At 70.4% G+C, this 16,977-nt stretch carries 17 protein-coding genes; 8 read left to right on the top strand and 9 right to left on the bottom strand.

All coding sequences use genetic code 11. From position 1 onward, the window contains the following. Positions 1–42: 42 nt before the first annotated feature. Positions 43–510: an NfeD family protein gene (locus HW274_RS05580; RefSeq protein WP_185989419.1), complete on the bottom strand. Its 468-nt coding sequence runs from the start codon at positions 508–510 to the stop codon at positions 43–45. 106 nt (positions 511–616) lie between these two features. After that, on the bottom strand, positions 617–1,438 hold the full coding sequence (locus HW274_RS05575; protein WP_185989418.1) for an ABC transporter ATP-binding protein: 822 nt from the start codon (positions 1,436–1,438) through the stop codon (positions 617–619). Between the two features lie 121 nt (positions 1,439–1,559). On the opposite strand from HW274_RS05575, the gene HW274_RS05570 reads away from it, so the two are divergent. After that, positions 1,560–2,297: a hypothetical protein gene (locus HW274_RS05570; protein ID WP_185989417.1), complete on the top strand. Its 738-nt coding sequence runs from the start codon at positions 1,560–1,562 to the stop codon at positions 2,295–2,297. A 58-nt stretch (positions 2,298–2,355) separates the two neighbouring features. Here the strand turns inward: HW274_RS05570 and glgA are convergent, their stop codons facing one another. Continuing rightward, positions 2,356–3,585 carry a glycogen synthase gene (gene glgA / locus HW274_RS05565; RefSeq protein ID WP_185989416.1) on the bottom strand — a complete coding sequence of 410 codons (1,230 nt, stop codon included), beginning with the start codon at positions 3,583–3,585 and terminating at the stop codon, positions 2,356–2,358. A gap of 349 nt (positions 3,586–3,934) precedes the next feature. Between glgA and glgC the strand changes: the two genes are divergently transcribed. Then, on the top strand, positions 3,935–5,179 hold the full coding sequence (gene glgC, locus HW274_RS05560; RefSeq protein ID WP_004565073.1) for a glucose-1-phosphate adenylyltransferase: 1,245 nt from the start codon (positions 3,935–3,937) through the stop codon (positions 5,177–5,179). 97 nt (positions 5,180–5,276) lie between these two features. Then, positions 5,277–5,987, top strand: coding sequence for a phosphoserine phosphatase SerB (gene serB, locus HW274_RS05555; protein WP_185989415.1), 711 nt, complete (start codon positions 5,277–5,279; stop codon positions 5,985–5,987). A gap of 28 nt (positions 5,988–6,015) precedes the next feature. On the opposite strand, the gene HW274_RS05550 is transcribed toward serB, so the two are convergent. Next, positions 6,016–6,516, bottom strand: a complete 501-nt coding sequence (locus tag HW274_RS05550; RefSeq protein ID WP_185989572.1) for a histidine phosphatase family protein — start codon at positions 6,514–6,516, stop codon at positions 6,016–6,018. A gap of 85 nt (positions 6,517–6,601) precedes the next feature. Beyond that, positions 6,602–7,330 (bottom strand): SDR family oxidoreductase, encoded by a 729-nt coding sequence (locus HW274_RS05545; RefSeq protein WP_185989414.1) that lies wholly within the window; start codon positions 7,328–7,330, stop codon positions 6,602–6,604. A gap of 181 nt (positions 7,331–7,511) precedes the next feature. On the opposite strand from HW274_RS05545, the gene dusB reads away from it, so the two are divergent. After that, the gene (gene dusB, locus HW274_RS05540; RefSeq protein ID WP_185989413.1) at positions 7,512–8,810 is read left to right on the top strand and encodes a tRNA dihydrouridine synthase DusB; all 1,299 of its coding nucleotides are present in this window, start codon (positions 7,512–7,514) and stop codon (positions 8,808–8,810) included. A 45-nt stretch (positions 8,811–8,855) separates the two neighbouring features. Here the strand turns inward: dusB and HW274_RS05535 are convergent, their stop codons facing one another. Continuing rightward, positions 8,856–10,187, bottom strand: a complete 1,332-nt coding sequence (locus HW274_RS05535; protein ID WP_185989412.1) for a YibE/F family protein — start codon at positions 10,185–10,187, stop codon at positions 8,856–8,858. Between the two features lie 111 nt (positions 10,188–10,298). Beyond that, the gene (locus HW274_RS05530; protein ID WP_075404094.1) at positions 10,299–11,690 is read right to left on the bottom strand and encodes a glycine--tRNA ligase; all 1,392 of its coding nucleotides are present in this window, start codon (positions 11,688–11,690) and stop codon (positions 10,299–10,301) included. A 227-nt stretch (positions 11,691–11,917) separates the two neighbouring features. Here HW274_RS05530 and HW274_RS05525 point away from each other — a divergent pair, with 227 nt between their 5' ends. From HW274_RS05525 to HW274_RS05510, 4 genes are all read left to right on the top strand, one after another. Beyond that, entirely contained in the window at positions 11,918–12,982 is a 1,065-nt protein-coding gene (locus HW274_RS05525) for a metal ABC transporter substrate-binding protein (RefSeq protein ID WP_185989411.1), read from the top strand. A gap of 74 nt (positions 12,983–13,056) precedes the next feature. After that, positions 13,057–13,992: a metal ABC transporter ATP-binding protein gene (locus HW274_RS05520; RefSeq protein WP_185989410.1), complete on the top strand. Its 936-nt coding sequence runs from the start codon at positions 13,057–13,059 to the stop codon at positions 13,990–13,992. Continuing rightward, positions 13,989–14,879: a metal ABC transporter permease gene (locus HW274_RS05515; protein ID WP_185989409.1), complete on the top strand. Its 891-nt coding sequence runs from the start codon at positions 13,989–13,991 to the stop codon at positions 14,877–14,879. Before HW274_RS05520 ends, HW274_RS05515 begins: the two co-directional genes overlap by 4 nt. Next, positions 14,876–15,301, top strand: coding sequence for a Fur family transcriptional regulator (locus HW274_RS05510; protein WP_185989408.1), 426 nt, complete (start codon positions 14,876–14,878; stop codon positions 15,299–15,301). The genes HW274_RS05515 and HW274_RS05510 overlap by 4 nt, the downstream gene beginning before the upstream one ends. Positions 15,302–15,350: 49 nt before the next feature. On the opposite strand, the gene uppS is transcribed toward HW274_RS05510, so the two are convergent. Further along, positions 15,351–16,220 (bottom strand): polyprenyl diphosphate synthase, encoded by an 870-nt coding sequence (gene uppS / locus HW274_RS05505; RefSeq protein ID WP_185989407.1) that lies wholly within the window; start codon positions 16,218–16,220, stop codon positions 15,351–15,353. A 2-nt stretch (positions 16,221–16,222) separates the two neighbouring features. Continuing rightward, complete coding sequence (gene recO / locus HW274_RS05500; protein WP_185989406.1) at positions 16,223–16,972, bottom strand: DNA repair protein RecO; 750 nt, start codon at positions 16,970–16,972, stop codon at positions 16,223–16,225. Positions 16,973–16,977 lie beyond the last annotated feature (5 nt).

Raw genomic sequence — 16,977 nt, 5'->3', positions numbered from 1 at the left:
TTGAACGGGTGGTCAGAACGGTTGGGGCCAGCGCGGGCAGCGTCAGGACGCGGGAGCGGCGGTGGAGGTCGTCACCGGGGCGACGACGGCCACGGCCCCGTCGATCTGGGCCACGGTCACATTCACCCCGGCCTCCAGACGGGTGACGCCTCCCTGGACGGCGGGAGCCAGACGGGCGCTCCACTCCTCACCGCCCAGGCGCACCCGCCCGCCTTCACTGTCGACAGGAGTAATGGTGACGGCAGACCGACCGATGAGGGCGTCGACGTTGGTCTTCATCTGCGGGGTGGCGGCCGCCAGGCGACGCTTGGCCCAGGGACGCACCGCGAAGAGGAGCAGGGTGGAGACGCAGGCGAAGACCAGGACCTGCGCCCACACGGGCCCGCCGAGGAAGGATGTCAGCCCTCCTCCCAGTGCACCGCCGGCGATCATGAGGAAGGTGAGATCCGCTGTCATCGTCTCAATGACGACGAGGAGCAGCGCCCCTGCGACCCAGAACAGCCATTCCATGCGAACCTCCTGATGAACGCGGTCGGTGAGTGTGTGGTCGGGTACCGGGCAGGGACGATCAGGGATCGATGCGGCCCAAAGCGGCCTTCCCTCCCGGAACCGGTGGTCAGCCCCTGGCCTCGGCGACGCGTCTGCCATGGCCGGCCGGGAGCCCCCTGGCCGCGTAGCGACCTCGGTCGTAGGTGACCTCCAGCGGCATACCGAAGGTCGTGCTGATCGTGTCCGCGGTGAGGACCTCCTGAAGCGGGCCGGAGCCCACGACCTTCCCCTCACGCAGCGTGAGCGCGTGGGTGAAGCCCTCCGGGATCTCCTCCAGGTGGTGGGTCACCAGGACCATGGAGGGCGAGTCGGGCGAGGAGATGATCTCGGTGAGCGCAGCCAGGAGCTGTTCGCGACCGGCCAGGTCCAGCCCCGAGGCGGGCTCGTCGAGGAAGAGCATCTCCGGGTCCGGCATCAGAGCGCGAGCCAGCTCGACGCGCTTGCGCTCCCCCGATGACAGCGTTCCCCACGACCGGTCGACCAGGTGAGCAGCCCCCAGGGCGCCCAGCAGGGCGTGAGCGCGCTCGAGGTCGAAGCCGTCGTACTCCTCGCGCCAGCGTCCAATGCGCCCGTAAGAGGCCGACAGGACCACGCCGAGCACCTTCTCGCCGTTCTGGACGTTGGCGGCCAGGGCCGAGGACAACAGGCCGATACGGGGATGGAGCTCGGAGACGTCCACGCGCCCGAGCCGCTCGGAGAGGATGTCGACCGTGCCGGAGGAGGGGAAGAGCCTGGCCGAGGCGATCCTGGCGATCGTGGTCTTGCCCGCGCCGTTGGATCCCAGCAGCACCCAGTGCTGCCCCTCGTCCACGGTCCAGTTGACGTGACTGAGGATCTGGTGGCTGCCGCGGTGCAGTGAGACGTCGTCGAGGTGGAGGACACTGGTCATGAGGTGATCCTATCGTGACGGTGAGTTCACACAGGGAAGATGCGCGACGAGAGCCGCGCCCCATATGGTGACCGCTCCCCTTCGGGACCCGCATGGCCGCCATTCACTATGGTTGGCCCCCATGGATCCCCTCAACCCGCCGGTCAGCATCGTGCTGGCCCTGTGGGCGCCATCGCCCTCCTCCCACGGCCTGTCGCTCGTTGAAGGCCCCGACGGCGCCCATGACGTCATCGGCAGCGTCGTCACCGTAGGCTCGGACACACCGACTGCCGCCGACGACGATCCAGGACGCGTCAGCCTGGAGCAGTGGCTCGCCTCCGCCCGCCCGTTGAGTCGGGTGAGCGCGGTCCTGCCCTCACCGGCCGGCGGCACCGGCACGTGGGGGCTCCTGCCCGACATCGATGAGGGTGTCGTGCTGGAGGGGGCGGCCGGCCGGGTGCTGCTGGTTCCTGAGGACTCCGGCACCTCGGTATCCTGGCACGCTGAGCTTCTCAGCTCCCCGCTGCCCCCTCTGGATGCGGCGCACGCCCGCCGGCAGGTGCACGCCGCCACCGAGGAGGCCATCGAGGCGCTCATCGAGCTCGACCTGGCCCGCGAGCGCCCGGAGATGGCCGATGCCCTCAATGACCTGCTCACCGCGGTGGTGGATCCGCGCCTCGTCCCGACGTGGCTGGAGCGCCGTGATCGGGAGCTGTTGGAGCGCTCCTTGCGCCTGGCGGGGATGTGCGAGCTGGCCCTGGACGACGACGGTGCGGCCACGACCGCTCTGCAGGCGCAGCGGCGGGCCGACGTCCTGCGCCCGCTGCTGGCGGTGGCGCGTCACGGTGCCGCTGCGGCCACCGAGTGGTGGGCCCGGTAGAGGGGGCGCGCCACTCGGTGGCGTATCGGTGGGGTCGCCGAGCGGGAGCGGATCCCGCTCAGCCCTGGGCCAGGACCCAGTTGTAGACGTCCATGGTGCGCTGGGCGATGGCCTGCCAGGCGAAGTGCTCCTCGACGCGGCGTCGGGCGGCCTGCCCCATGGCCTTGGCGGCCTCGGTGTCGGTGACCAGGGTGGTGAGGCGCTCGGCCAGGTCGGCCTCGAAGCGGGCCGGGTCGATGGGGGTGCCGGTGCCGTCCTGGACCTGATCGATGGGTACCAGCAGGCCGGTCTCGCCGTCGACGATGACGTCGGGGATGCCGCCGGTGGCTGAGCCGACAACCGGCAGGCCCACTGCCATGGCCTCGAGGTTGACGATGCCCAGGGGCTCGTAGACGGAGGGGCACACGAAGACGTCGGAGGCGGCCAGCACGGCGATGAGCTCGGGGCGCGGCAGCATCTCCTCGATCCAGACCACGCCGGTGCGCTTGTCGCGCAGGTGGGCCACGAGGCCCTCGACCTCGGCCTTGATCTCGGGGGTGTCGGGGGCACCGGCGCACAGGATGACCTGGACGTCCGCGGGCAGCTGCTCGCAGGCGCGCAGCAGGTGTGGCAGGCCCTTCTGGCGGGTGATGCGTCCGACGAAGACGATGGTGGGGCGGTCGGGGTCGATGCCCAGGCGCTTGAGGGTGGCGGCGGCTGCGGCGTCGGCCTCCTGGCCCTGCGGGTGCTTCCATGCCTCGAGGTCGATGCCGTTGTGGACGACCTTGACGCGCTCGGGGTCGACGGCGGGGTAGCAGCGCAGGATGTCTTCGCGCATGCCGTTGGAGACCGCGATGATCCCGGAGGCGGCCTCGTAGGCGGTCTTCTCCGCCCAGGAGGACAGGGCGTAGCCGCCGCCGAGCTGCTCGGCCTTCCAGGGGCGCAGGGGCTCTAGGGAGTGGGCGCTGATGACGTGGGGGACGCCGTGGAGCAGGCCGGCCAGGTGGCCGGCGAGGTTGGCGTACCAGGTGTGGGAGTGGACGAGGTCGGTTCCCTCGGTGCCCTGGGCCATCTCCAGGTCGACTCCGAAGGTGCGCAGGGCGGCGTTGGCGCCGTCGAGCTCGGCGATCTCGGGGTAGCCGGTGACGCCGTCGTCGGCGCCCTCGGTGCCGGGCTCGCGGGGGCCGCCGAAGGCGTGGACGCGGACGTCGGCCAGGGGGCGCAGGACCTTGGCGAGCTCGTTGACGTGGACTCCGGCGCCGCCGTAGATGAAGGGTGGGTACTCCTTGGTCAGCAGGTCGACCCTCATGGGTGTGCCTCTCCTCTGTCTGATGGATGGACTGACCGCGCCTTCCTCGGCGCAGGACGGGCGCCTGCGGTGGGGCGGGCGCCACACCCGACGTTATACGCACACGGGGCCCGGTGGGACCGTTCAGCGCCGGTGGTTTCCACCGACTCTCCTGCGAGGGGCCGGTGGCATCCGCTCCCCAGTGGAGGCGGGGATACTCGTGCGTGAGGCGTCGGGGACCGGGTCAGGACGAGTCGCCCGGTGCTCGATCGTCCTGAACGACGCCTCAGGCAAGGATTCGGCGGAGAACCTACCCGGAATGTGACCCATTTGGCCCCGCAGGTCCCTCGAGCAACGTAAGGTGGGCCACATGGCTCAACCTCGTGTTCTCGCAATCGTCCTCGCCGGTGGCGAGGGCAAGCGCCTCATGCCCCTGACCGTCGATCGCGCCAAGCCCGCCGTGCCCTTCGGCGGCATCTACCGCCTCATCGACTTCTCCCTGTCCAACATGATTAACTCCGGCTTCCTCAAGGTCGTGGTGCTCACCCAGTACAAGTCCCACTCGCTGGACCGTCACATCTCCAAGACGTGGCGCATGTCCGACATGCTGGGCAACTACATCGCGCCGGTGCCGGCCCAGCAGCGCGTGGGCAAGCACTGGTTCCTGGGGAGCGCCGACGCGATCTACCAGTCCCTCAACCTGCTCGACGACGAGCGGCCGGACTATGTGGTCATCACCGGTGCGGACAACATCTACCGCATGGACTTCTCCCAGATGCTGGACCACCACATCGCCTCTGGTCTGCCCTGCACTGTCGCGGGCATCCGTCAGCCCCGGTCCCTGGCGGACCAGTTCGGCGTCATCGAGACCGACCCGTCCGACCGCGGCAGGATCAAGGCCTTCGTGGAGAAGCCCAAGGAGACCCCCGGTCTGCCGGACTCCCCCGACGAGGTCCTGGCCTCGATGGGCAACTACATCATGGACGCCAACGCGCTCCTGGAGGCCGTGACGGTCGACGCCGCCGATGAGACCTCCAAGCACGACATGGGCGGCAGCATCGTGCCCTGGTTCGTCAACCAGGGGGCGGCCGGCGTCTACGACTTCAAGGACAACGACGTGCCGGGCTCCTCCGAGCGCGACCGCGACTACTGGCGCGACGTGGGTACGGTGGACGCCTTCTTCGAGGCCCACCAGGACCTCATCTCAGTGACCCCCGTGTTCAACCTGTACAACGACCGCTGGCCGCTGTTCGCCGGCTACCAGGCCGCGATGCCTCCGGCCAAGTTCGTCTACGGCCACCACGAGCGCCTGGGGCACGCGGTCGACTCGATCGTCTCGCCGGGCGTCATCGTCTCCGGTGGTGAGGTGATCTCCTCGGTCCTGTCCCCCGGTGTGCGCGTCAACTCCTGGTCCTCGGTGCGCGAGTCCGTCATCATGGACGGGGCCGAGGTGGGCCGTAACACCGTCGTCAACCGCGCGATCCTGGACAAGTACGTCAAGGTCGAGGAGGGCGCCATGGTGGGGATCGACCCCGAGCACGACCGCGAGCGGGGCTTCACCGTGACCGAGTCCGGCATCACGGTGGTGGCCAAGGGGCAGATCGTCACCCGCTGACCGCAGGCTCACCGCCTTTGCGCTGCGCGCCGTCGCCCGAGCCTCCGGGCGGCGGCGGGCAGTCTTCGCCTGCCGGCTCGCCCACTAGCATGGAGCCATGAGCGACACCTCTCGACACCGTGCCGGCGACTCCGCGGAGCTCAGCAGGGCGCTGAGCGAGGGCCCCTTAGTGACTGAGGGCCCCGGCCTGCTGGTCATGGACGTGGACTCCACCCTCATCGAGCAGGAGGTCATCGAGCTCATCGCCGAGCGCGCCGGAACCCACGCGCTGGTCGCCGAGGTCACGGCCCGAGCGATGCGCGGCGAGCTGGACTTCGCGGCCTCCCTGCGCGAGCGGGTGGCGACGCTGGCCGGTGTCCCCCAGGGGGTCTTCGCGGAGGTCCTGGCCGAGGTTCGCCCCACTCAGGGCGCGGCCGAGCTCATTGAGGCGCTGCACGCACGCGGCTGCCGGGTGGGGGTCGTCTCGGGAGGTTTCGAGGAGGTCGTGGTGCCTCTGGCCGAGCGGCTGGGCATCGACCACGTGGCGGCCAACCGCCTGGAGGTGGTCGAGGGCCGTCTCACCGGCCGAGTGATGGGGCGGATCGTGGACCGTCAGGAGAAGGTCCGCTGCCTGATCGCCTGGGCCCAGCAGGACGGTGTGCCCATGGAGCGCACCATTGCAGTGGGTGACGGGGCCAACGACCTGGGCATGCTGGAGGCCGCGGGGCTGGGGGTGGCGTTCTGCGCCAAGCCGGTGGTCGTTGAGCAGGCCGACGCGGCCATCCACGTGCGTGACCTGCGTGCCGTCCTGCAGCTGATCGGGGGTTGACCGGCTGCGGTTTCGGGGAGGTCCGGCCTCAGTCGCGCTTGCGGGCGGTGAAGATCTCCCGGATGCGGGCGCCCTTGGGCTCCAGGTCCGCCCAGGTGCCGGGGACATCAATGATGACGGCGGTGGCCGTGGGCACCCCGAAGGAGATCTGGGAGGCAAGGTCGTCGTCGGTGTCGTGGAGGATGTGGGCGAGCACGGAGATCGTGGGCTCGTGGCCGACGACGACGACCGTCTTGGCGTCAGCACCATCCTCGGCCAGGACCTTGAGGATGCCGTTGGGGCCCAGGTTGTAGATCTCCTCGCGCACGAGGGTGTCCGTGGGCTCGAGGCGGTCGCGGATGGGGCGGGCGGTCTCGCGGGCCCGGGCCGCCGGGGAGACCAGGAGCAGGTCGGTGGTCTCCAGGCGCTTGCGCAGCTCCTTGGCCAGCAGGCCGGCCAGGGCCGTGCCCTTGGGGGTCAGAGGACGTTCCAGGTCGGTGACGGCGTCGTGAGAGGCCTTGGAGTGTCGGACGAGCACGAGCCGGCGCATGGGATCCGTTGTCACGTCTCTACCCTACGGCACCGCGGCACCGCCCGGATACGGCTCCGACGACGTCTCGCGCCCCGCCGCGCGCCTAGCGCCCCATGCCCAGGCCGCCGTCGACGCCGAGGATCGCGCCGGTGACGTAGGCGGCCGCGGGTGAGGCCAGGAAGAGGACGGGGCCGGCGATGTCGGTGACATCGGCGAAGCGTCCCAGGGGGATCTGCTCGAGGTAGGCGGTGCGGATGTCGTCGGGCAGGGAGGCGGTCATCGCCGTGGTGACGAAGCCGGGGGCGACGGCGTTGACGGTGATGCCGCGCGGTGCGAGCTCGCGGGCCAGGGAGCGGGTCAGCCCCTCCACACCGCCCTTGGCGGCGCCATAGGCCGACAGGCCCACGCCTCCGCGCGCGGCGATGGCCGAGGAGACCAGGACGATGCGTCCCTTGCGGGCCCGCATCATGGCCGGTGTCACGGCGCGCACGGTGTTGAAGGTGCCGGTCAGGTCAGCAGAGATGACCTCGTCCCACATCTGGGAGGAGGTACGGGCGGCCAGTGACTCCCGGTTGATGCCGGCCGAGGCCACCAGGACCTCGATGGGGCCGTGAGCCTCGGTGGCGGCGGACAGGGCGGCGGCCAGGGCGTCGGGGTCGGTGACGTCGGCGGCCAGGGCCAGGGCGCCGTCGGGGGCCTCACCGGAGCGGGAGATGCCCGCCACCCGGTCGCCCTGTGCCAGGAACGCCTTCGTAACCGCCTCCCCGATTCCTCGGGAGGCTCCGGTCACGACGACGGAACGCGATATCGACGGCTCGGTCTCTTCGTTCATCAGCACAAGCACACAAGGTAACGCGCATCAGCACTCGCCATCAGTCGTTCGTCATACGCTGATACCGATCCTTCCCTGTTACTTCCTTCACAAGTGGTCTATACCTGTGTCTGTTCCGGGTCGCAGGGCGGGGCCGGTCACAGGCCTGGCACCCGCAGTGTGTCAGCATGTCGGGGTGACGATGAGTGAGACCTCCCCCCGCCTCCCCGACACCTGCGCCTCGGGCCGAGTGCCCGCGCCGCTGCGCATCGGGCCGCTGGTGGTTCCCACCCCCGTCGAGCTCGCCCCCATGGCCGGAGTCACCAACGCCTCCTTCCGCCGCCTGTGCCGGGAGATGGCCGAGGCCGCCCTGCCGGAGTCGCTGAGGCCCTCCTGTTCCGGTCCGCTGCCCACGCCCGACGGCGGCCTGCTGGCCCCGGCGGGCCTGTACGTCACGGAGATGGTCACCACCCGAGCCCTGGTGGAGCGCAACGAGCGTACCCTGGCGATGGTACGCACCGACCCGGCCGAGAGGGTGCGTTCCATCCAGCTCTACGGGGTCGATCCGGCCACGGTGGGGGCCGCGGTACGGATCCTGGTGGAGGAGGATCTGGCCGACCACATCGACTTGAACTTCGGCTGCCCGGTCCCCAAGGTGACCCGCAAGGGCGGCGGGGCGGCGCTGCCGTGGAAGCGAGACCTGCTGGCGGCGATCCTCACCGAGGCGGTGCGCGCCAGTGAGGCCGCCGTCCGCGCCGTCGGGCGGGCGCAGCAGGTGCCGGTGACCATGAAGATGCGCCTGGGCATCGACGAGGAGCACGAGACCTTCCTCGACGCCGCCCGCGCCGCCGAGAACGCTGGGATCGCCGCCGTGGCCCTGCACGCCCGCAGCGCGCGCCAGCACTACTCGGGCCAGGCTCGCTGGGAGGAGATCGCCCGGCTCAAGGAGGCCACTGACCTGCCGGTGCTCGGCAACGGGGACGTCTGGCTGGGCGACGACGCGGTGCGCATGATGGAGGCCACCGGCTGCGACGGCGTCGTCGTGGGTCGCGGCTGCCAGGGACGGCCCTGGCTGTTCGCCGACATCGTGGCGGCCATGCACGGCTCGCCGACGCGCACCCGCCCGAACCTGGACGCCGTCATCGAGGTCATCCGTCGCCACGGGCGGATGCTGGCCGAGGAGATGGGTGAGGACCGAGGGGTGCGCGACCTGCGCAAGCACGTGGGCTGGTACCTCAAGGGCTACCCGGTCGGCGGCGCGGCGCGCGCCGACCTCATGGGGATCCGGAGCCTGGACGAGCTCGACGCAGGTCTGGCACGGATGCGCTCGCGCCTGCCCGAGGTCGTGGACTACCCCGGCGACATCGTCGAGGGCCCCCGAGGGCGGGCCGGCAGCCCCAAGACTCCCCGTCTTCCCGACGGCTGGCTGGACTCCCCCACCCTGGACGCGGCCCACCGCGAGATGCTCAGCCAGGCCGAGTCCGACGTCTCCGGCGGCTGAGACGGCGGCCCGCCGGGTCCTTGAGGCCGGTCATCGGCTGGGCGTCTACTCGTCGAGGACCGGGGTGACGCGGCACAGGGCCGCCGCGATCGCCGTGGTCGCCGGGATCGCCAGGACCAGACCGATGGAGGAGATGAGGGTGCGCACGATCTCCTCGGCGATCTCACCCGAGAGCATGGTGTCCAGCACGGCCCGGTCCATGAGGGCGGCGGCCAGGATGAGGGGCAGCGCCGTGCCCGCGTAGGCGAAGGCCAGGGTGTAGACCGTTGAGGCGATGTGGTCCCGGCCGATCCTCATCCCGCCGGTGAACAGGCGCGTGCGCGACAGCAGCGGGTTGGCGGCGTGCAGCTCCCACACCGAGGAGGCCTGGGTGATGGTGACGTCGTTGAGGACGCCGAGCCCGGCGATGACCATGCCGCAGGTCAGCAGCGTCTGCAGATCGATATGCGTGCGCGAGGCCAGCAGACGAGCGGTCTCGTCAACATCGCCGGTCAGGTGGGCGGCGTCGGTCCCCCACAGGGCCAGCAGCACGGTCAGCACGATGCCGGCCACCGTTCCCAGCAGGGCGGTCGTGGTGCGGATGGACACGCCGTGGGCCACGTAGACGGCCGCTAGCATCATCGCCATCGATCCGACCAGGGTCACCGCCAGCGGGTGGGAGCCGGCCAGGAGCGCCGGGATCATGAAGAAGGCGAGCACGCCGGTGGCCACCAGCAGGCCCAGGACGCTCAGGACGCCCTTGCGCCCGGCCACGGCGACGACGAGTACGAGGTAGACGACCGCCAGGGCGCCGACCGGGAGCTGACGCTGGTAGTCGATGAAGGAGTAGGGGGAGCCGGACAGGATGGCCTGAGGCGAGTAGAGGACGACGAGCCGGTCACCGGCGTGGGCGAGCTTGCGCGGCTCACCCACCAGCTGGACCGGCATGACCAGGCCCTTGCCCTCCCCCTCGGTGATGCGGGCGCACACGTGGCCCTTGGCGAACTCCTCCGGTTTGACGCCGTTGACCTCCGTCAGGGCGCTCACCGAGCTCTGACAGCCCGACAGGTCCGTGGAGGTGATGGTGGCCTTGCCCACCGAGCCGCCCTCTGCAGTGAAGGAGCGCGAGCCGATCAGTGAGCTCTTGCCGGGCCAGAGCACGAACAGCCCGACGACGGTGGCCAGGACCAGGGCGCCGACGATGGCGCCGAGCACGATCCGCACCCGGCGGACCTCCCCCGCATCCAGGTCCAGGGGCCCGGAGTGGGAGTGACTGTGGCCGCTGCTGCTGTGATGGCCGTGACCCCTGATGTCCCGGCCCTCCTCGGCCGGCGGCTCGGGAAGGCTCTCGGCGGGGACGGACTCGTTGCTCGGGGAGGTCGAGTTGGTGCTCACCATCCCATCATGCCCGCCCCGTGTCCCTGAGGTGAGCCAGGGACACGGGGCGGGACCCGGATGGTGGCCGGGCCGGCGAGACTTCAGTGAGACTGCCGGCCTGCTCGGTGCTGCTCAGCAGCCGATGAGGCGCTCAGCCAGGTAGCGCTCGACGCCCTCGAGCGGGATGCGCTCCTGGGTCATCGTGTCGCGCTCGCGCACGGTGACGGCCCCGTCCTCGGGCGAGTCGAAGTCGTAGGTCAGGCAGAAGGGCGTGCCGACCTCGTCCTGGCGGCGGTAGCGGCGGCCGACCGCGCCGGCGTCGTCGTAATCCACGTTCCAGGAGCGGCGCAGGCGGGCGGCCAGCTCCTTGGCCGGCCCGGTCAGCTCCTCCTTGCGGCTCAGCGGCAGGACGGCCGCCTTGACCGGGGCGATGCGCGCATCGAGCTTGAGCACGATGCGCTTGTCCACGCCGCCCTTGGTGTTGGGGGCCTCGTCCTCGGTGTAGGCCTCCACGAGGAAGGCCATCAGTGAGCGGGTCAGGCCGGCGGAGGGCTCGATGACGTAGGGGGTCCAGCGCTCGGAGCGGGTCTGGTCGAAGTAGGACATGTCCTTGCCGGAGTGCTCGGCGTGGGTGGACAGGTCGAAGTCGGTGCGGTTGGCGATGCCCTCGAGCTCGCCCCACTCCGAGCCGGGGAAGCCGAAGCGGTACTCCAGGTCCACGGTGCGCTTGGAGTAGTGGGAGAGCTTCTCGGCGGGGTGCTCGTAGAGGCGCAGGTTGTCCTCGCTGATGCCCAGGTCGGTGTACCAGGCCTTGCGGTAGTCGATCCAGTACTGGTGCCACTCCTCGTCGGTGCCCGGCTCGCAGAAGAACTCCAGCTCCATCTGCTCGAACTCGCGGGTGCGGAAGATGAAGTTGCCCGGCGTGATCTCGTTGCGGAAGGACTTGCCCACCTGGCCGATGCCGAAGGGCGGCTTCTTGCGGGCCGCGCTCATGACGTTGGCGAAGTTGATGAAGATGCCCTGGGCGGTCTCGGGGCGCAGGTAGTGCAGGCCGGACTCGTCGTCGACCGGACCCAGGTAGGTCTTGAGCAGGCCGGAGAACTCGCGCGGCTCGGTCCAGGAGCCCGGCTGGCCGGTGACCGGGTCGGGAACCATGTCGAGGGTGACGTTCTCGGGGTCGAGGCCCTTGCGGGCGGCGTAGTCCTCGATGAGCTGGTCGGCGCGGTAACGCTTGTGGGTGTGCAGGGACTCCACGAGCGGGTCGGTGAAGGCGCCGACGTGACCGGAGGCGACCCAGGTCTCACGCGGCAGGATGACGGAGGAGTCCAGCCCGACGACGTCGTCGCGCGAGCGGACCATGTACTGCCACCACTGACGCTTGATGTTCTCCTTGAGCTCGACGCCCAGCGGCCCGTAGTCCCAGGCCGAGCGGGTTCCGCCGTAGATCTCGCCGCAGGGGAAGACGAAGCCGCGCCGCTTGGCGAGGTTGATGACGGCGTCGAGGCGTGAAGGGGTGGATGCCAACGGATGCTCCTTCAGGAGTGGTCGTGGTCCCGCCTGGTTGGTGGGGACGAGTGGTGACAGTCTAGGCGGACAGGGGCCGAGCGTCGGTGAGGGGCCCGTCGCACCGCGGGAGCGCACACCCCACCGGGAAGGCCCTGCCGACTGCCGCCCAAACCGGCTCTCAGCAGCGCACACGCGGGCTCGCCCCGAGTTTGACGCAGGACCGACAGAGTATGAGAATGATTCGCATGAATGTTTCACAGGCTCGTTCCCGTCGTCTCCACCGCGTCGTGGCGCTCGGAGCCACCCTGATGCTGGCTGCCGGCATGAGCGCGTGCAGTGCCCTGAAGGGCGAGAGCTCGTCAGACGCATCGGCGCCGCACACGATCGCCCCGGGCAAGACCCTGACGGTCTCCACGTCCTTCTACCCGATCCAGTACCTGGCCGAGTCCATTGGCGGCAAGCTCGTCAAGGTCTCCACCGTGACCCCCTCCAACGTCGAGCCGCACGACTTCGAGCTCTCCGGCAAGGAGACCGCCGAGCTGGGCAAGGCCGACATCATCGCCTACGTCCCCGGCTTCCAGCCCTCCCTGGACAAGGCCGTCAAGGAGGTCGGCTCCGGCCCCACCGTGGTGGACCTGAGCAAGCCGGCCAACCTCGTCCACCACGAGGGGGTTGAGGAGGAGCACGAGCACGGCGAGGAGGCCACCGACGGCGCCTCGGCCAGTGCCGCCGCCACCGCGCAGGCCAGCGAGGCCGAGCACGACGAGCACGCCGAGGGCGGTGAGGGGCACGACGGCGACCTCGACCCGCACTTCTGGCTCGACCCGGACCGCATGGTCAAGGTGGCCGAGGCCCTTGAGGCATCCTTCGCCAAGATCGACCCGGCCAACGCCAACGACTACAAGGCGGGCCTGGACAAGCTCAAGACGGCGCTGACCGGAGTGGACAACCAGTACAAGCAGGGCCTGACCAGCTGCCAGCACAAGACCTTCATCACCTCCCACGCCGCCTTCGGCTACATGGCCGAGCGCTACGGCCTGACCCAGGCCTCCATCTCCGGCATCGACCCGGAGACCGAGCCCAGCCCCGCCGAGATGGCCAACATCAAGTCGGTGGTCGAGAAGACGGGGGTCAAGACGATCTTCACCGAGGAGCTGGTCTCCGACGCCCCCGCCAAGGCGATCGCCGCGGAGACCGGGGCGGAGACGAGCGTCCTCAGTCCCCTGGAGTCCAAGCCCGAGCGGGGCGACTACACCGACGCCATGACCACCAACCTGGAGCGGCTCAAGTCCGCCATGGTGTGCAAGTAGCCTCAGGGCCCGGCCGCCGAGCCCGGGTTCCCGAACAGATGACGCCCCCCTCAGATTGGCATGATCGCAACCGTATGACCTCATCATCTCCACCTTCACCAGCGTCTGTGACGACGCCGTCCGGTTCCCCCCGGGCGGCGTCGTCCGCGCTCGCCATCAAGGTCCGTGAGCTCAGCGTCGTCCTGGGCTCCTCCCTCATCCTGGACGACGTGAGCCTGGCCGTGGGCGGCGGCGAGTCCGTGGCGATCCTGGGCGCCAACGGCTCGGGCAAGTCCACCCTCGTCAAGGCCGTTCTGGGGCTGGTGCCCCTGTCCGGCGGCAGCATCGAGCTCCTGGGCACCCCCACCTCGCGCCGCCACAGGGTCCCCTGGGAGCGGGTCGGCTACGTCCCCCAGCGGATCGGCGCCGGCTCCGGCGTCCCGGCCACCGCCCTGGAGGTGGTGCGCTCCGGGCTCCTGGGGCCGCGCCGCCCCTGGGCCGACCGGGGCCGGGCCGCCAAACGCAAGGCCATGGCCGCCTTGGACGCCGTCGGGCTGGCCCACCGGGCCGCGGACCACGTCCAGGTCTTCTCCGGTGGGCAGGCCCAGCGGGTCCTCATCGCCCGTGCCCTGGTCCGCTCCCCCGAGCTGCTCATCCTCGATGAGCCCCTGGCCGGCATCGACCGCGCCAGCCGCGAGTCCCTGGCCGAGATCCTTCAAGGGCTGCGCGCACAGGGGCTGACCCTGGTGACGGTTCTGCACGAGATGGGTGAGCTCTCCGACGTCGTCCAGCGGGCGATCCTCCTGCAGGACGGCCGGCTCGTCGCCGACGGCCCGGCCGGCGAGGTCGCTCATCTGCGCGACAGCGGGGCCGGTGCGCCCCAGAGCGACCCGCACCGCGCCCACTGCGGCGACGGCGCCGACGGCGACCACCACCCGGACGCCGGCGGCCCTCCGGCCCACCACGCCCCCGTCCTCGACCATCGGCTGCCTGACACGCGCCCTCATTCCGGTAGGAGCAACCGCCCATGATCGAGTTCGTCTCCGACATGCTCGCCAGTCCCCTCATCCTGCGGGCCTTCATCGTGGCGGTCCTGGTGGGGCTGGCCGCCCCGGTGGTGGGCACCTACCTGGTTCAGCGGGGCCTGGCGCTGCTGGGCGACGGAATCGGGCACATCGCCTTGACCGGGATCGCCCTGGGCTGGCTGGCCGGGGCCGCCGCCAACGTCACTCCTCACGACGCCTGGGCCGTGCCCGGGGCGATCCTCATCAGCGTGCTGGGAGCCGTGATGATCGAGGTCATCCGCGCCAACGGCCGTACCCGAGGAGACGTGGCCCTGGCGATCCTGTTCTACGGGGGCATCGCCGGGGGCGTCATCCTCATTCGCGTCGCCGGGGGGACGACGACGAACCTCAACTCCTACCTGTTCGGCTCGATCTCCACGGTCTCGGTCTCCGACGCCTGGTTCACCATCGCCCTGGCCACCCTGGTGCTCCTGGTGGGGCTGGGGCTGCGCGGCCCGCTGTTCGCGCTGTGCCACGACGAGGAGTTCGCCCACGCCTGCGGCCTGCCCACCGGTGCCCTCAACGTGCTGGTGGCGGTGGTGGCGGCACTGACGGTCTCGGTGTCCATGCGGGTGGTGGGGGCCCTGCTGGTCTCGGCGGTCATGATCGTGCCGGTGGCCATCGCCCAGCTCGTCTCGCACTCCTTCGCCCGCACCATGTACCTGGCGATGGGGCTGGGCGTGGTGGCCTGCGTATCGGGTCTGACGATCACCTACCTGGTGGCGGCCTCTCCCGGCGCCATGATCGTGGTACTCCTAGTGGGGGGCTACGCCGTCGTCGCCCTCCTGTCCGGACTGCTGCAGCTCGTCAGCCGCTCGCGACGGCACCACATCACCTCAGGAGGCAGATCATGAGCGCAAGCAGCACGGCGCAGCGTCCCCGCGCCACGCGCCAGCGTGCCGCCGTCGCCGACATCCTCGCCCGCACTGACGAGTTCCGCTCGGCCCAGCAGATCCATTCCGCCCTGGAGGCGGAGGGCACCAAGGTGGGACTGGCCACCGTCTACCGCAACCTGCAGACGCTGGCGGAGTCCGGTGCGGTGGACCAGGTGCGCAGCGCTGAGGGCGAGGTCCTCTACCGGGCCTGTGAGGAGCAGGAGCACCATCACCACATCGTGTGCCGCCGCTGCGGCTACACCGTGGAGGTTTCCGGCGGCGAGCTGGAGGAGTGGATTCAGCGGGTCTCAGCGCGGCAGGGCTTCACCCAGATGGAGCACACGGCCGAGTTCTTCGGCCTGTGCGCCACCTGCTCGGCCCAGGACGCCTCACAGGACTGAGCAGGTCTGACTGCCCCGGTGTCCGAGCCGGGTTGTGCCAGGCGGCTGCCTACGGAGCGTCGTGGTGCGATGACTCGTCAGCCTCGTCGTCCTCCGGGTCCTCGGCGCCGGTGGGCTCCTCGTGCAGCACCTTGTCCACGGCCCCGCCGTAGCGGCGCTCGCGTCCGGCGTAGGCCTCGCAGGCCTTCCACAGCTCGGTGCGGTTGAAGTCGGGCCAGGCCAGGGGTGAGAAGTAGAGCTCGGCGTAGGAGGAGGACCACATGAGGAAGTTGGAGGTGCGCTGCTCGTCGCCGGTGCGGATGAACAGGTCCACGTCCCGCATGGTGGGCGAGTAGAGGTAACGCTGGATGGTCCTCTCGTTGATGGAGGAGGCCTTGAGGCGGCCGGCGGCGACATCCTCGGCGATGGCTCGGGTGGCGTCGGCGATCTCGGCCCGCCCGCCGTAGTTGATGCACAGGTTGAGGACCAGGCCCGTATTGTGCGCGGTGACGCGCTCGGCCTCACGCAGCTCGTGCAGGACGGACTTCCACAGGCGCGGGGTGCGTCCGATCCAGCGCAGCCTGACGTTCCAGGAGTTGAGGACGTCGCGCTGGACGCGCAGGACCTTGCGGGCGAAGCCCATGATGAAGCGGACCTCGCCGGGTGAGCGCCGCCAGTTCTCAGTGGAGAAGGCGTAGACGCTCAGCTCCTTGACACCGATCTCGATAGCGCCGGCGGCGACGTCGAGCATATTGGCCTCCCCCACCCGGTGTCCCTCGGTGCGGGGCAGGCCGCGGGCGTTGGCCCAGCGCCCGTTGCCGTCCATGACGACGGCGACGTGCTGGGGCAAGGAGGCGGTCGGCAGCACGGGCGGAGTCAGGCCGGGCCGGTGCAGGGGCGGGGCGGCCTCGACCGTCATGTCTCTGGCGACGTCTGTCATGGTTATGCCCTTTCCACCAGTGCGAGGGAGCGCAGGCGCCGCTCCAGGTACCAGGTCGTGTAGGCCGAGACGAGTCCCGAGGCCTGGGAGCGCTCGCGCTGACCGGAGGCGTCGGCCACGCCCCAGTCGCCGGAGAGCAGAGCCCCCAGGAGCGCCATCGTGGACGGCTCGACCTCGACGGCGCCTGCCGAGCGGCAGGACTCGCACACCGCCCCACCGGCCTGCACGTGAAAGGCCCGGTGGGGTCCGGGGACGCCGCACAGAGCGCAGTCGTAGCACGAGGGCGCCCAGCCGCCCAGGGCCAGGGCCCGCAGCAGGTAGGAGTCCAGGATGAGTCCGGGGGCATGGCGCCGGTGGGACATGGCGGCCAGGGCCCCGGCCAGCAGCAGGTACTGCTGGGGGCTGGCCTCGGTGCCCAGGTCACCGTCGTCGGCGCTGAGGCGCTCAGCGGTCTCCACCATGGTCGAGGCGCAGGTGAACATGGCGTAGTCGGCGCTGACGGCCCGGCCGAAGGGGTCGATGATCTCGGCCTGGGTGACGACGTCGAGGGTGCGTCCGGCGTGGAGCTGGACGTCAGTCATGGAGAAGGGCTCCAGGCGGGCGCCGAAGCGGGAGGTGGTGCGGCGCACCCCCTTGGCCACGGCGCGCACCTGTCCGTGGTGGCGGGTGAGCATCACGATGATGCGGTCGGCCTCACCCAGCTTGTAGGTGCGCAGGATGATCGCCTCATCCCGGTACAGCCTGCTCGTCACGGGCG

Origin of the sequence: Actinomyces sp. oral taxon 169, from assembly GCF_013394715.1 — a bacterium.
Lineage (GTDB): Bacteria > Actinomycetota > Actinomycetes > Actinomycetales > Actinomycetaceae > Actinomyces.
This window is presented reverse-complemented; position numbering and strand designations above follow the sequence as displayed.

What these genes read in the sequence shown, in the direction of transcription:
- HW274_RS05520 (WP_185989410.1), top strand. Translation starts at nt 13,057, where the DNA reads ATGACCTCATCATCTCCACCTTCACCAGCGTCTGTGACGACGCCGTCC.
- glgA (WP_185989416.1), bottom strand. Translation starts at nt 3,585, where the DNA reads ATGAGGGTCGACCTGCTGACCAAGGAGTACCCACCCTTCATCTACGGC.
- HW274_RS05580 (WP_185989419.1), bottom strand. Translation starts at nt 510, where the DNA reads ATGGAATGGCTGTTCTGGGTCGCAGGGGCGCTGCTCCTCGTCGTCATT.
- HW274_RS05545 (WP_185989414.1), bottom strand. Translation starts at nt 7,330, where the DNA reads ATGAACGAAGAGACCGAGCCGTCGATATCGCGTTCCGTCGTCGTGACC.
- HW274_RS05550 (WP_185989572.1), bottom strand. Translation starts at nt 6,516, where the DNA reads ATGCGCCGGCTCGTGCTCGTCCGACACTCCAAGGCCTCTCACGACGCC.
- uppS (WP_185989407.1), bottom strand. Translation starts at nt 16,220, where the DNA reads ATGACAGACGTCGCCAGAGACATGACGGTCGAGGCCGCCCCGCCCCTG.
- serB (WP_185989415.1), top strand. Translation starts at nt 5,277, where the DNA reads ATGAGCGACACCTCTCGACACCGTGCCGGCGACTCCGCGGAGCTCAGC.
- HW274_RS05575 (WP_185989418.1), bottom strand. Translation starts at nt 1,438, where the DNA reads ATGACCAGTGTCCTCCACCTCGACGACGTCTCACTGCACCGCGGCAGC.
- HW274_RS05515 (WP_185989409.1), top strand. Translation starts at nt 13,989, where the DNA reads ATGATCGAGTTCGTCTCCGACATGCTCGCCAGTCCCCTCATCCTGCGG.
- dusB (WP_185989413.1), top strand. Translation starts at nt 7,512, where the DNA reads ATGAGTGAGACCTCCCCCCGCCTCCCCGACACCTGCGCCTCGGGCCGA.
- HW274_RS05510 (WP_185989408.1), top strand. Translation starts at nt 14,876, where the DNA reads ATGAGCGCAAGCAGCACGGCGCAGCGTCCCCGCGCCACGCGCCAGCGT.
- HW274_RS05535 (WP_185989412.1), bottom strand. Translation starts at nt 10,187, where the DNA reads ATGGTGAGCACCAACTCGACCTCCCCGAGCAACGAGTCCGTCCCCGCC.
- HW274_RS05570 (WP_185989417.1), top strand. Translation starts at nt 1,560, where the DNA reads ATGGATCCCCTCAACCCGCCGGTCAGCATCGTGCTGGCCCTGTGGGCG.
- HW274_RS05525 (WP_185989411.1), top strand. Translation starts at nt 11,918, where the DNA reads ATGAATGTTTCACAGGCTCGTTCCCGTCGTCTCCACCGCGTCGTGGCG.
- glgC (WP_004565073.1), top strand. Translation starts at nt 3,935, where the DNA reads ATGGCTCAACCTCGTGTTCTCGCAATCGTCCTCGCCGGTGGCGAGGGC.